This window comes from Candidimonas nitroreducens (assembly GCF_002209565.1).
Classification (GTDB): Bacteria; Pseudomonadota; Gammaproteobacteria; order Burkholderiales; family Burkholderiaceae_B; genus Candidimonas; species Candidimonas nitroreducens.
In genome coordinates this window covers 503,510-518,593 of record NZ_NJIH01000003.1, presented here as the reverse complement: position 1 = coordinate 518,593, position 15,084 = coordinate 503,510, and the positions used below count along the sequence as shown (strand labels likewise).

Below are 15,084 nucleotides of genomic sequence, written 5' to 3'. Positions count from 1 at the left end.
ACCTTGAACGAGATGAAATGAGACCAAACACCTTAAAAAGGACACTGCAAGCGGGCGGCACCGCCCTGAATGCCTGGCTATCCATACCGTCGTCCTTCAGCGCCGAAGTCGTGGCAAGCTGCGGCGTCGACGCCGTAACGGTAGACATGCAGCACGGCATGATCGACTTCGCGCAGGCCCTGGCCATGTTCCAGGCCATTTCCAGCACCACGGCCATCCCCATCGGGCGCCCCGTGGGCTCGAACCCGGTCGAAATCATGCGCCTGCTGGATGCCGGCGCCTACGGCGTCATCTGCCCGCAGGTGGACACCCCCGCAATCGCCGAGGCGGTCGTTTCCGCGTGCCGCTACCCGCCCGTAGGCACCCGCTCGTTCGGGCCGCCCCGGGGCGTGCTGTACGGCGGGGCAGACTACTTCGCCCACGCCAATGAAGAGATTTTGGTGCTGATCATGATCGAATCCCGGCTGGCGGTAAGCAACCTGGACAAGATCCTGGACGTAAAAGGCATAGACGGCGTCTTCATCGGCCCCAACGACCTAAGCCTGAGCTACGGCGGCGGCCCCGGCTGCGACCCGCAGGGCGAAGCCGCCGAGGCCATGGAAACCATACGCCAGAAAGCCGCCGACCGCGGCCTGGCCACGGGCATCTTCTGCTCCGACATCGACATGTGCCACCGGCGCATCGAACAAGGCTTCCAGCTGGTGAACGCCGCCAACGACGGCGCCATGCTGAAAAACGGCTACGTGTCGCAGGTGAACAAGCTCAAGGAATCAGGGGCGGGCTCGTCGGGGAAGACGGGGTATTGACCCAGCCACCGCCGGTTCGGCGGCCGCCGCCGAACCGGAATCCGCTAAGCATGAATTCCCAGCTATCCGCGAAAACCCCGGGGCAAACCTTCGGGCAATTCGGGTAGCTCGGTCGGAATCATGCCTTCACAACTTACAACCCTCAGAGGCGACACCCAGCACCTATAATTACGCACCCCTGTTATACGCGACCTTCATCACGACAAGGGTTGCTTAAAGAACAGTCCTGCATCAGCTCAAAGCCAAGCCCTTTAGCTTGACGAATGCGCCACACAGATCAAACACGACCAAACACATAGCAATGCGACCGCATCTTATACAGCTATTTCTATTTGCCGTTGCCGGAATCATTGGCTTTTTGGTCGACACGGCGGTGCTGTACATCCTAGCCCCATACATGGGGCCATTTTATGCCCGTATCCTGTCATTTCTCGCTGCGGTGCTCACCACTTGGATAGTCAATCGAGCCTTAGCGTTTCGCAACCAATCTTCCACGCTATCAAAAAAGTCAGAGTTCACCCGATATTTAATTTTGATGATGGCCGGCGGCCTAATCAACTACGCCGTTTATAGCAGCCTGATCGTCTATTCCCTACTAGTACGCCAATACTTGGTTCTGGGAGTAGCCGCAGGCAGTCTGGCTGGAATGGTGGTGAACTACCTATCATCCCGATTCCTGATTTATCGCTTTCCCTCTTCCTAAGCCGAATATCTCTAGCGTTGACGGCTATGCACAGCAAGATAGTGCAGCTCTGCTCTCTGCTTCTCGTGATGAGCGATCGAATCCAAGATAATCCCTATAGCGAACAGTAAAACCGCGACAGTTTCGAGCGCCGCAGCTAAAATAGCCAAAGGAATATGCGTAATATAGCTCTGAGTAAGCCAGTCCTCGAAAACAGGAACGGCCGCAACCAAGCCAGCAACGGCAAACAGAATACTAAACGCCACAAAGAAGGCCAGCGGCCTGTAGTAACGTAAGATTTGAGCAATGGTGAAAATTACACGGGCACCATCGGAAAATGTATTTAACTTTGATACGCTACCCTCTGGCCTATCTTTATATTCAACGGGAATTTCAATAATCCGCAAGCGGCGATACAGGGCGTGCAGCGTGACATCCGTCTCAATCTGGAAGCCCTCTACTAGAATTGGATAGGTCTTGACAAAAGACCGGCTGAACACCCGGTAGCCGCTCATAATATCGACCAATGATGCGCCAAATAGAATATTGACCAAGCTCTGAACCAACCCATTGCCGAAATTGTGCAGTGGGCGCTTATTTTCAGTAGCGTAATGCCCTCCCGAATGTCGGTCACCGACCACCATGTCGGCCCTACCGTCGAGGACAGGCCGCAGCAGATCATGCACGCGCTCGGCAGGATAGGTCAGATCTGCGTCAGCCAGCACATAGGCATCGGCGTCTATGTCGAGAAAAGCTCGGCGCACGGCGTTTCCTTTGCCTTGCCTTGGCTCATCGATAACCTCTCCGTCAATAGCCAGCTTCGCTAGCGTGTCAGCCGCGATCTGATGTGTTGCATCCTTTGAATTGTTATTAACTACAATAATACGGGCCTGCGGCAGTTCCGTGTGGAATGCTTCAATTGTCGCAGCAATGGTTTGTGCCTCGTTATAAGCGGGAAGGATTACGGCGAGTTTTGGCGAAATCATGACGGCTGCAAAAGGGCAAAAATTGGTTTATATAAGCAAAAGGCTTACTCGAATATTACCGCTCTCTATTATTTTTTCACTGATGTCGAAATCACTACCAGCCACAGACAAATAGGTATACAGTACCCAACTTCATAGCTCAAGTGCCAGCTAAAGGAACACAACAATGCCAGAAAAAGATTTGGGAACGGCCGTCACTAATTACAAGGCCATCGCAATCTTATCCCGCCCCGGTTGACCCCATATTTCGATTAACTCAAACAGCACGCGCGCGAAGTTACCCCAAATCAAAAACAATTAACGCGCCAATTTATATAAGCTTGAATATCACATCTTACACGCCGATCTCTAAAATCACATAACTAACGAAATCCGAAACGCGCAGCCCTTAATTGCGCGGCCAGCTCATTAGCCACAACCACAATAGACAGCAGCGCAGCATATATCGCCCAAAAAGCATAGCGAAAATCGTACGCAACACCAAAATTAAAATAAGTCAACAACCATACCACTCCTGACAAAGAAACACAACAAACAAAGCAACGAGCCATCGAATCCCGTACTTTGAAAGCCAAAACAAAGGCCACAAAATTTAGTATAAGCCACGTTATAGGTCGAAATAAAGCTCCACCAACAAATAGGCTCGCAAAATCATAAGCGGCCTTAATCATCTTTTTATTCCTAAAATCCCAGCCAAATTTCGCATTGGATTCACTATACATCAACACTGGAATGCTTTTATGAGCCACCATAAAAGTGCCAAAGAACTCTAGCCGCGCCCGGAGATAAGCAACCGGATGGCCAAAAACCGCAGATAACCAAGCGGCTGTAAGCACATTTGATTTGAACAATTTCTGCTCGCTCAAATTTCGCAAAACGAAGCCACACCTCCCCCAAGCGTATACATCCCAGCCGTTATCCAGGATTCTCTTCTTTACATCATTTTCATAGCAATTTTCGACAATATCTCGGCTCTGGCTCTTCGTCCACACCCCTGGAAACAGATTTTGATCAGTAAACGCGGATATGGACCCAATATCGTACGTCTTAATCGAATTTTCCGGATGACTAGGGGTGGCTTTAAATAATAAAGCCGCCACACCCCACATTATCGGCACCAAAATAAAAAAAAATGCAGCCAAGCCCATCCGTCCTTTCCCCCCCCCCATGGGCGACAACGCAAGAAAGAACAGCGGAAGCGCAGCAAACCATCCATTTTTTCTAACCATAGTCCCAATAAAGATTAGAGCCAACATCAAGATCTGTATTGTATTAGGCTTGAAACTCACTCTTTTTACATAAATAAAGCCAAGAGAAAGGGCTAAAAACCAAGTCATTGAGTGAAAAGTCACGTCCCACGCGAATGCCGGGATAAATAGAGCGGAAGGAACGATAGGAATAAGAAAAAAGAGTAAAGCACGCCATCCATATCTTTTCATAGAGGCACATACTAATATCCCACATGCAGCCCAGAGCAATGCACAATTAGCTATCAGCATTCCGTATGGGCCAAAAGAAATCGGCCGCGTTAAACTCAATATGTAGGTAAAAAACGGTGAGTGCCAATCGTTCCACTTCCCCGCGGCTATCTGATTTATTATATCCACAGTATCTGAAGTAATTACTCCAGGCGCAAAAGTTACAATCGTAACGGAAGCCCCAAGAGCGGACAAAAAAGCACAAAAAAATATCTTACAGATATTTAATCTGAGCCTTGGAAGGTTCACGATTATCATCAATTTTCGCGATTTAATAAGGCCAGTAAGCTTTATAAATTTAGCTAGACTAAAAACCCAACGAGGTATTACATCGCTATACCAAAGGCACAGTCATGCACAAGGAGCCGTGCCGGGAGGTCATGTCAGAATAATCAAGTCGAGCCGCTGAGGCCCACCCTCAGCGCGGATATAGTATCAGAGGGCTTTCATATATCTCAAAAAAAGCCCCACACGCTCTCGTAGGCATTTCAACACAAGGCCCAACACGCGAATCCTATATAGACGGTTATAACACAGCCACAATCGGTATCCTCTAGACCTCTCGTAAACAGAAAGTGTTAAGCCCAGCCGACGATTTTCTTCTTCCAAGCGCTCTATAACGGTCTTTTCACTATCGGGCAAGCCTGTGCTACTCAGCGCAGCGGCACCATCACCGTACAGAGTAGCGTGCTTGTCCACTAAGCACTTCAAACCATCAATCCACGAGCCCTGCCAGCCTTCTTTTTGGGTGTGCTTTAGCACAGTTTTAAACTCGGTGTAAATTGCTTTACTAGCCAATTTAAGATGGCTTACCGAAGCTATATCTAAAGGCTGATCAAAGCATGCGGGGTAAGGATCGCCCACAGCGGCTAGAAAATTAAATCGAGTGCGAATGCATTTTTCACACCGCCCGCAGTTGCGATCAGGCTCTCCTTCCCAACAAAACTTGGCGCAGGCCGTGGCTACATGATTCCTGGCAATGCGCGCTACCTTCTCTGTACGCGTATACCCCGCACCATCATGAACAATCTCCATTGACGCTCCAGACAGCAAATAATCCGTTGCTGGATTTGATCCCCACGGAAGCACTATATCGCTATACGGCTCGGAGCTTCCCACCAACGCATACCGATACATGCCTGACATCAAATGCAAACACGCCGACAATTGAGCAGAAAAGCTCATGCCCCACGTCTGCCGATTAAGAGGGCGAAAATCGGTCCACACCGTGATAACGGGAAGGCCAAGCAAGTCAAGAAGCGGCTTAACGCGCTTCTGTAGCCGTTCAAATCCCTCAATCTCCGTATGAGGAACGTCTAACCCGTGCACCATTACAACCGCATCGAGATCATGAGAGCCAGCCTTTAGATCTCGTTGTTTATGCCGCAGCGCCGTGAAAATTCCATCTAAGCCACCCGAAAATGCCGATACCGCACGATCATCCAAAGCCGTCAAAGCAGCCCGATCATCGACAATCGTATCTGCAGTGATCTCAATAGCGTGGTAATCAGCTGGCAGCATATTCGCCCAAGCTTCACAGTATAGAGCAGCATTCTTTAAGGCCTTTGCCGAAACGCTTCCATGTACGTGCAACGGCTCACCAATCATCATTGCCTCAAAAATCACGGCAAAAAGAAATCCATCACACGTACTGGGCGATAAGAAAACTCCCTTGCCAGGCACAAAAACTTTAAATATTGCGCCAGCCTTGGAAAGTTCTTCCCTCACGCCTCGACCCTGTAGCCGCATCCCGAATGAGACCAGCCCACCATCACAGCTTTCGGTTATGAAAAGCTCTGTAGTCATAAATAGCCCGAGCAGAGCTTCTTAATTTCTTAGTCTAGTAATGCGTTTCATGCAACTATCCATATCAACAACTCCGCCCAATGATATATTTCGCAATAATAATAAGCAACTTTCGCGGCAGAACGAAAAATACATAAATTAAGAATTACAATAACTTTTGAGCTGACAGCAACTTAACTCTCTGTCTACTTTCTTAGGACTAGATGTCCTCAAATGTGCGAAACAATAGAACTCATAGCGCGGTTATCGTGGTTTGGCAACGCAGCATCAGTAGATGCAATACCAGCCCGTAGTAGGCAAATTGCAAATGATAGGTATTACATTTAGCTTAGCACCAACCAACACATTTATCACATCAGAAGCGGCGCTTAAACGACCTCAGCAGAGCCCCAACCATTCCCCGCAGTCGCCTCAGCTGCGAGCCCACAGCCCGACTCTCATAGACGCGATTATAGGCTAGCCATAGCCTATACCCTCGAGACCCCTGGAAGCTTGAGAGAGCCATGCTCAGCCTTTCATTTTCATTCCGGAAGCGTTTCAGCTCAGCCGTCAAATTCATGACAGAGTTTAAATGGGAATCAGCCTCCTCCTCATATTTCAATAAGCTTAAGCGCATTTCATGCAATTGCTCACGTAAAGCCGCACAGCATCTTCTTTCAAGCTCTAATTTCTCTACAGCAGCGTCATGCCCGGTACGCAATTGACTAATAAGAGTTAGATCTTCCCGCCTCACCCCATCGATTGGAAGAGTTTCAACGAATTGAACGGTATTAAATCTGCTCAGCGAATGTTCGTATACTGCAACGTTCTTGAAATAAGAGCCTGGGTACATATCAACTCTACAGCCCAACATTGCTCCTAGTATCGACATGTGCAATCTGTCAGTCTGTATAGATTCGAGAAGCTGCATCAACTCCATAACTGGGCGCAGCATTCGCAAGCAAAACCCTCTATCTGCCCATTCTTTATGGCTCCATATCAAAGGAAGGTCATAATTTTCTGCGAATATTAATCCCTCCTTTGATTCCGCATCTTGTCGAAAGATGTGTAATGCACCGGATCTACTGGGCTGAGCACAGATATCCAGCCTAGAAAAATTCAGTGCAAAAGCCAAGTCGTGAGAGAGGAACACCCTGTCTTCAAGGCCAGGCACCTTCTTTAGATTATCATACGTTAATTTTTCTCGTGCAAATATAATAATTTGCCCAGCATATCTGGAGAAGAAATCTACAAACCCATTAATCGTTGACGGCAATATCAATAAATTACCGCCATCATTCAAAAATTCCGTTAATATTTTCTCCCAATGATTCCACAAGCCTTCAAACCATCCTCCACTTCCACCAAGTATTAAGTGCTTTGTCCTAGGAAAGCTAGGCTGGCCTTTAGTTGTATACACTGGTGGCGCGACGCCCAAATGATGAAATAAGTCGAGAGTTCCAAGGCCAATGAGCCCATCCCCAAGGTTCCCAGCACAAGGGACATACCAGGCACCAGATTCTATAAAGTTACTTATATGGCTTCCGAGAGCTGCGTCCTGCAAGATCTCTCTACGAATTGAATCTCTAGCCTCAACAAAACTCACTGTATTCATAAGACGCACACCGTCAAGAAAGCAAAAAGGCCGACCGTACACTAGATATAAGTGCGGAACGAGAATGCTGGCTACGAAGCCTCCGCATGGCGTTTTCTACCAAACTTACAGGAGACATTTCTTCAGTATAGATCCTTTGAATAGCGTGAACATATCCTTCTATAATGGAAGATTCATTTCCGCTGCAGTCTATAAGTACGCCTGTACTATTATCAATTAACTCGGGAACCCCATCGATTCCAGGTGCAATCACTAACAGGGATTCAGAAACCGCCTCTAACAACACATTTGGCAGCCCATCGAAATCAGAAGTATAGACAAAAGCGTCAAACTCTTCACTCGTTAAATCGTGAAAGCGAGAAAACGGGCCACAATACTTGATATTCTGAGATCCGTCAAAGATTTCATCCCCACACTCACCAAATACGCTAGTTCCATATACATAAAACTTAATATCCGCATCCAAAAAACGAACCTCATCGGCAATGCGTCTTAATCTATCCGGCCGTTTTTGTGCATCCAGCCGCGATGCCCATAACAACTTCTTTGTTAATTTCCTATCTACACGCGCCTTCGTTTTCATCACATTCACTTCGCAGCATGCATAGATTGTTTTCATTTTTTCCTCATTTATACCCAGACAGCTCCCCGTCTTTTCTAGGATATTGGAGTTATCCGATACAATGAGATCAAAATTTTCTATATGATCCGATATGAAATTAAAATTCACACCATGCGTAAAACGCCTACCTTTATCTGAGCGATAGCAAGTGTCAGAAAAATAATAAAGTACTAATTTATTTTGAGATAACTCAGATATACCCCAATCTAAAAAATTGTATGCGAATGAAGAAGACTTTACATGTATCCGTGCAGATTCCGCCGTCGCTTGTATCAGCCGGAGCGTGACCTGATTCAGATCACCCACATTCCGTCGAGAGCATATTTCATGGAGATCGATCACAATCGAATCTTCTAACGAGATTGGAAAGCTTTCCCACGATTTATCCTTTTCACCATATATGATTAGGGTTTTTGAATCTTTGCTTATTGTTTTGATTGCGCTCAGTATTTGGAAAATATACTTTTCACCTCCTCCAGTCGACGCAAATGGCAGCAACACAACGTCAGTAAACTTATTGCTTCCCACAATTTGGCAAGCTTCATAATAGCTTAGCCCAGTAGACAACGGGATTTGGGTGTTAGCTCCCATATCAACGTACTTCAGAGGTGCGACGTCTATCATCGGATCAATCTGATTGGCCGCGTAGAATATTTCCTCTAAGACATGAGAGCCTGTAATCCGTTGGCGCCTTTGACTTTGCTGTTCAACATATAGATAACTGCTTTCTTTATATTTTTGATATTCCTCGGCGCATATACGTGTAAACACCTTTGGTTCGAAATAAGAAGTAGGAGGTATTATTTTTCCTGCCGCAGAGGTCATAATACTTGCAGCCCGCTGTCGATAAAATAGGACGGTATTAGAGGCGCAATAGAAGGTATAGCCATTTGCGATTGCTTCGCAATTGAGGTGATAGTCTTCAAATGCTCTTATCCCTCCTCTGGCATCCACGTACCGAATCTGATCAAATAGTGATCTATGGCAAAATATTCTTGATACATATGGATGGCCTCCCGCGGATAGAATGCACGGAATATCTGCGCTCCCCATATATTTCTGGAAGTAGCTTCTCGATCCGAATGAGTAGACATATTCGGCAAGGACTACAGATCGAGCTCCATTTTTCCGGGCCAACACATAGCATTCCCAGATAAAATTAAAGGAAACCAGATCATCAGCGTCAGCCGTTGTTATATATTCTCCACTGGATATATCGATGCCATTATTTCTAGATTTACCTAAGGATCGATTGTCTACGCTAATAATCTTACATTTATTGAAGCGGCGAAAATCATAATTAGCTATCCAGGCCTTAAGCAGATCTGGCGAGCTATCCATGACGACTACGATCTCGATCGTTAATCCTTGTCGTTGAGCAAAATCACAAGAGTCTTCTAAAGACGCAATGGTTCGAGCGATATATTTAATTTCGTTATGTATATTCAGTATAATAGATACGTCGGTATTCATCGAATTAGTTGTAATCAAAAGAGCCTTTTCGAACTCTGAAGTAACGCCAGAAAGCCGGAGCGAAGCGACTCTTTCAGCCCGCAAGCCGCTGACTATTCCAGCAAGAAACTGCTTACAATGCGTCGCTTTTCCCCACAGGCCGACTTCCTAGCTGCAAAAAGCAGAGCCCACCTAGCCACACTCGTGCTAGCGGGTTATCGCGGCTCCCCTTGCACTGACATATAACATCAGCTTGGCGAAGCTTCGCATTGCAATTTCATCATATTTTGGCCTATTTTCCTCCAGAAGGAATTGAATTTCATTAATATTTCTACATACCAACTGAACTCGCTCATAAATAGCGTTCGGGCTATCTACCTGAGGCTCCACCAGATATTCCCCTAATTTTTTGGATACTGACGAGTACACATCTCCGGCGGGCCCAACTATGCAGGGGAGGCCGATCGCCCAGCTTTCCAGTGCGATCATTGGAGAACATTCAGTATTCGTCACATATAAGTTAATATCTAATGTCGACAGCACAGACAAAAATTTCGCCCGAGGCATGTGAGAATATTTTTTTATATCTTTTAGATTAAGGCCAAGCTCATCAAATTCAAATTCACCCAAATTGGTGTGCAAGCATACATCCGACATTCCAGCTAGCGCCAATACCTGCACGTGGGGATTCTTGTACCAGGAGCTAAGAGCTGAAAAGACTCCAATATTCCAGGCATCTCTCTCCCCGTGATAATTCGCTCTTTTGTATTTACTCAGATCAGGTATTGGATTGCATGTCCCGCACGATGAAATACCCATCTTCTCGAGAGTTTTTTCCAAACCAGGCTTGACAGTTATGATTCCATCTATAATTCGATTTCTGTATAGGCTTTCCCATGCGAGGAAATGAGCAAATTGTGACGGCTCCACCCATTGTGCGGGTGAGCCATGCCAAAGGAAATACTGGGTGGTTTCCGTAAAAAATTTTTCTTTTAGTATCCTGGCCACTTCCATATGCAAGGCGGATCCCCCACTATATATAATGCACAGAGGCTTCTTCTCGCTCATGATCTCGCAAAACTGATCAAGGAACTCATGGCGAGAAACTTCAGGGTACTCGGAATCAAGGAATGGAAAACGAACCAAATTACGCTGAAATAGCGCCTCAGTAGATGCCGCCACACCCTTCCACATGGGAGCATACACGACTACAGGTTTATCTTCTTCAATATCCGAGAATATGCTTTGATAGATTACCTGCTGCTCTGGAATTCCAATTCCTACTTTCTGAGCTCTTCCATGCAACAATTTGCCATAAGCGATGCCAAAGGCAGGGGAAAGATCATTTATTTTTTTTTCCAGCCCCCACTTCTTGACAAGCGCAGCAGATCGGCGGGCCGCTCGTATTGCCATTCTTCTAATCGGGCTCGCCCCGCTTCTTATCGCTTCAGCTTTTCGTTTACCCCCATCGACACCATGTCGATATCGAGCGTTAGCTAGGAACTTCAACCACTTATCAAGAAGAGGGCTTCCCTCTCCAAAATGAAGCACATAAGTATCACGGTTCTGTCGCTTCGCTTCGATCAATGCTGTTCGATCCTGCACGAGATGATCCAGCGCACAGAAAAATTCCGACGAGGAGCGAGGCACAATATATCTATGCTGCTCCTTAGGTAGCACCTCTCTCACAATCCCGATTGGCGAGGAAACAACTGCACAAGAGGAGGCAATTCCTTCTATAAAGGTTAATGGAGTGCCCTCAGCAATGGATGCGATTAATAAAACATCTGCCTCGACCAAGCCTTGCAAGACATTTTCATGTGAAATCCTTTTTTGCGCGGAGTCCATGCATATAAATTGCACAAATGGGTGCTTTGATTGTATTTCATGAACTGCTGGCAGTATGATTTCCTTTAACCCTTTATAGTCCGTATGACCAGCATACTCCCCCCATTTGGAATTCCCACACCAGACGATCCGGACAACTTCGCCATTGTCTTCGCTTGCTCTATTTTTTATATTCGGAATAGAAGGCCAATCAAAGATGACACCATCAGGCTTCGGTATTATTTTCGCCTCTGAGTAGATTTCGAATAAATCACGATTAGTAGTGAAATAGCCATCTGCATACGTAAATAACGAATGCCTTTGGGCTAATTCTCCCAGGCTGGAATATAAGTAATCAGGAACATGCGTAGACACTACGATCTTGGCCAAATCAGCCATTTCCCGAGACTCCGGCAGTCCTGTTTCGAGGATAATGTTTAAATGCTCTCGAAAGAAAAAATGTAAATGAATCACTCGGCTTCGGACGGCTGCTTTTACAAGCTGTACATGAGAAGGATAGTCTTCCCAATAAAATATCTGTACGTCAAAGTGATGCGAGAGCTTTTCTTGCAAGTTCTTAGCCACTAGATCAAATGCCCAACCCCGCACATCTACCACGAATGCCAAACGTGGTTTTTTTCCCTTGACATTGGCCTCAACCATGCAGGGACTCCGAATACGCATTTAACGCTTCACGCACCCCTCCTACAAACATTTGACTCCCCCCGTCTAGCCATATTGCTTTGTTACACATATCGGAAATCACTGCCCCCGAATGCGAAGCAATAAATACGATCTTCGCTCTGTTCTGAAAATTTCTGAGCCTAGTATTTGCTTTTTCGATAAAGGCCGCATCGCCGACACCAATAACCTCATCTAGCAACAACAAATCCGCGTGCACCGTCGTAGAAATGGCGAAAGCAAGCCTGATACGCATACCCGAAGAGTAAGTACGAATAGGCAGATGCAAATAATCTCCCAACTCAGTAAATTCTGCTATTTCTTGTGTATGGCTTTCGACTTCACCTGGCTTCATGCCGAGGAGCATGCCTCTCAACTTGATATTTTGATAGCCGGTTAAAGTATCGTCCATCCCTAGCCCCATTTCAAGCAACGCTACAGCCTTGCCATCTATTTGGAGCTCTCCACCAGTGGGCTCATAAATTCCAGCCAGAACTCGCAACAAGGTAGATTTACCTGCACCATTCGCACCTATCAGACCAATCCGATCTCCATCGCGGAATTCGAAATTGATATTTTGCAATGCTCGTACAACCGTGACGTCTCCGTCAGTACCAAAACGATTATTTTTCAATGCGCCGAGCACGCGTAATTTCATGGACCGACTACTCAGTTCGTAGATCGGCATTTCGACCAATAAATTTGAAGCTTTGACGTGAGCCATGAAGAGCCTGATTTAAGAGGGGTTCTCTTGATTTGGATACAGCTAAACCCAATATGGGATACGCGAGCGATAGCGGCCATGAAACGCGAGACAAATCAATATACCAACCACAGCCATAGCTGTACACGCTAACCAACTTACTGCTGGTACCGGCTCACCGAGCAATGGCCCTCTCACAATTTCGATCATGTGAGCAAACGGATTCAAATCGATCAATAGTGGATACTTGCTCAACATGTCTCGTTTGAACAGAATTGGCGTTATATAAAACACCACTTGCAATGCGCTGGTGATGATCTGTGGCAAATCTCGGAAACGCGCACAGACTACTGCAAGCAAAGCTGACATCCAGAATAGGTTCACGACAAGCAAAAGGAATCCAAGCACAAACCATGCTAGCCCTGGCAAAAAATTTATCTTAAATATAGCCAACACGGCAATCACAATAATGAAATTATGCCCTAATATGACTATATTCCTCCAGATCGTCTGGAATACAAAAATACCTCGAGACAACGGCATCTGGCGGATATATGCGGAACCCGCAATAAAGGCGTTACACCCTTCTGATATTGTTGTCGAAATAAACGCCCAGAAAACAAAGCCCACAGCCAGCAATGGCAAATAACTCTTCAGATCGGCTTTAAACAAGGTGCCATAAACCACTCCGAGTGCGGCGATAAGTATGCCCATACTAATTGTCAGCCAGAAAGGCCCAATCTTGGAGCGACTATATCTTTGTCGTATCTCAACCCAACCCAATGCTAGCCATAAATAATAAACTTTGGCACTAGCATGAAAATCTCGCCACCCAGCACTTATATTTTTATTCATGAAAAAAGCACCCGTTTAATTCCAATGCACTCAATTTTTACTCCCATTCAGGCTTTCATCCGGAGAAGCCTTTTATAGATCCTAGATCTTACACCTTGAGGAGCCAGCCGCACGGGAATGCGTACGATGATATTCCGCACGAACAACAGCGGAGTTATAAAGTTCCATTGCAGGAACTTTAATTGTGCCCGAAACTCGCCCTTTACGTATGCCCAGCCTCCTCGTCGTCTATACATATTTTCTCCCGCACGAGCATAGACTAAAGGAATGTTTATGTTACCAGTACGGATTCCGCTGAGAATCATCCTTACCCACAGACAATAATCTTCATATAAATAATCTGATTGATACCCTCCAGCAGCCTGAACGGCACTTTTCTTAAACATAACCGTCATGTGATTGAATGGATTACGCGATTTCGCGAATTTAACAATATCATTGTGCTCGCACGCTAGGGGGCGCTTTGATTTATGGTGCTCTCGCGTATCACTATCAAACTCAAGCACCTGCGCACCAAATACCCCGACATGCGGATGCTCTCCTATATATCGGAGCTGCGCTTCGAAGCGCTCAGGAATGCACACATCGTCCGCATCAAATCGAGCAACCCATTCGTGTATACATTTTGTTAACCCAACATTCAAAGCTAGCCCAAGACCTTGGTTTTTTACCAACGAAATGGACTTGATGTTCAGATGACTTCGGAATTCGTCGATAACTTCCCTTAAGTGGAGTCCTATGGGCCCGTCCTCAACCAACACTATCTCGTCGGGTAAGACAGTGTTTTTTTCAATGCTCGCCAGCGCCTGCCGCAGGTATGCTGGATCATCTTTAAAGTACACAGCCATTAGAACGCTGAACTTGGGTCGCATAGTGAAAATCCACGATCAGCTGTTTAGAACGAAATTTTATAAACTATATTTACGGCATGAGTCGCTTTTCTCGATTTACTACTCATTTTTAAATGGCCCAACTTAAAATTTCAATTTATTTTTGCCCAGGAACCCTAAGCTAGCCGAGTAATCGGTTCCCACAAAGGTGCTTGAAGCCAATTCCGCGCGATAAGTTTGAGTGTAAACATACAAAGCTAAGACAAATGCTTGACGATTATTGTATGGTTCACCTTCAGAAAGTCACCCTTACTATTCCCTGTTCGCGAGCCAGCCCGCAATAAGAATCTGGAAGGAGGCTCAATTCCGGGGCTCCTACGCGCACAGCTTCAACTTACCTCAATGTGTGCAACGAGGTAGCGACTTTTCGCATCATGAATGACAGATTTTTTCTTCCGATAGTTGGACGCAATTATAGTCGAGCTAAGGCACCGCCTATACCCGTACGCTATTACGCCATCAGCCATCCTCCACTTACTACAACGAGCTAACACCGCAACATTCGAGCATGCCGTTCCGCGGCGCCCTCCATCAATCAGGGTTGATGCTGCGCAGAGCTTTCGGGCACTGGCGCAACCTGATCGTCATAGTCGAAGTCAATGCTATTTTCACCATACATCGAAGACGGATGGTGTACGGTCTTTGGAATTTCCGCCACAAAGCAGTCATCTTGTTACAATTGTCATGCGCCATCATCGCTAA

11 protein-coding genes are annotated in these 15,084 nt (G+C 46.3%); 2 read left to right on the top strand and 9 right to left on the bottom strand.

The features are described 5' to 3' along the window. Positions 1-17: 17 nt before the first annotated feature. The gene (locus CEY11_RS06015; protein WP_088602440.1) at positions 18-806 is read left to right on the top strand and encodes an HpcH/HpaI aldolase family protein; all 789 of its coding nucleotides are present in this window, start codon (positions 18-20) and stop codon (positions 804-806) included. Between the two features lie 301 nt (positions 807-1,107). Then, a complete protein-coding gene (locus CEY11_RS06010) occupies positions 1,108-1,509 on the top strand; it encodes a GtrA family protein (RefSeq protein WP_088602439.1) in 402 nt (133 codons plus the stop codon). 11 nt (positions 1,510-1,520) lie between these two features. On the opposite strand, the gene CEY11_RS06005 is transcribed toward CEY11_RS06010, so the two are convergent. From CEY11_RS06005 to CEY11_RS05980, 9 genes are all read right to left on the bottom strand, one after another. Next, the gene (locus CEY11_RS06005; protein WP_088602438.1) at positions 1,521-2,474 is read right to left on the bottom strand and encodes a glycosyltransferase family 2 protein; all 954 of its coding nucleotides are present in this window, start codon (positions 2,472-2,474) and stop codon (positions 1,521-1,523) included. Between the two features lie 362 nt (positions 2,475-2,836). Continuing rightward, complete coding sequence (locus CEY11_RS25035) at positions 2,837-3,913, bottom strand: hypothetical protein (RefSeq protein WP_143322701.1); 1,077 nt, start codon at positions 3,911-3,913, stop codon at positions 2,837-2,839. Between the two features lie 474 nt (positions 3,914-4,387). Next, the gene (locus CEY11_RS25030; RefSeq protein ID WP_143322699.1) at positions 4,388-5,680 is read right to left on the bottom strand and encodes a hypothetical protein; all 1,293 of its coding nucleotides are present in this window, start codon (positions 5,678-5,680) and stop codon (positions 4,388-4,390) included. Between the two features lie 433 nt (positions 5,681-6,113). Then, positions 6,114-7,352, bottom strand: a complete 1,239-nt coding sequence (locus tag CEY11_RS06000) for a polysaccharide pyruvyl transferase family protein (RefSeq protein ID WP_088602437.1) — start codon at positions 7,350-7,352, stop codon at positions 6,114-6,116. 13 nt (positions 7,353-7,365) lie between these two features. Then, positions 7,366-9,447, bottom strand: a complete 2,082-nt coding sequence (locus CEY11_RS05995; protein WP_088602436.1) for a glycosyltransferase — start codon at positions 9,445-9,447, stop codon at positions 7,366-7,368. Positions 9,448-9,633: 186 nt separating this feature from the next. Beyond that, positions 9,634-11,916 carry a glycosyltransferase gene (locus tag CEY11_RS25025; protein ID WP_158215194.1) on the bottom strand — a complete coding sequence of 761 codons (2,283 nt, stop codon included), beginning with the start codon at positions 11,914-11,916 and terminating at the stop codon, positions 9,634-9,636. After that, positions 11,909-12,658: an ABC transporter ATP-binding protein gene (locus CEY11_RS05990; protein ID WP_088602435.1), complete on the bottom strand. Its 750-nt coding sequence runs from the start codon at positions 12,656-12,658 to the stop codon at positions 11,909-11,911. The genes CEY11_RS25025 and CEY11_RS05990 overlap by 8 nt, the downstream gene beginning before the upstream one ends. 42 nt (positions 12,659-12,700) lie before the next feature. Continuing rightward, the gene (locus tag CEY11_RS05985) at positions 12,701-13,492 is read right to left on the bottom strand and encodes an ABC transporter permease (protein ID WP_088602434.1); all 792 of its coding nucleotides are present in this window, start codon (positions 13,490-13,492) and stop codon (positions 12,701-12,703) included. Positions 13,493-13,539: 47 nt separating this feature from the next. Next, entirely contained in the window at positions 13,540-14,364 is an 825-nt protein-coding gene (locus tag CEY11_RS05980; RefSeq protein ID WP_088602433.1) for a glycosyltransferase, read from the bottom strand. Positions 14,365-15,084 lie beyond the last annotated feature (720 nt).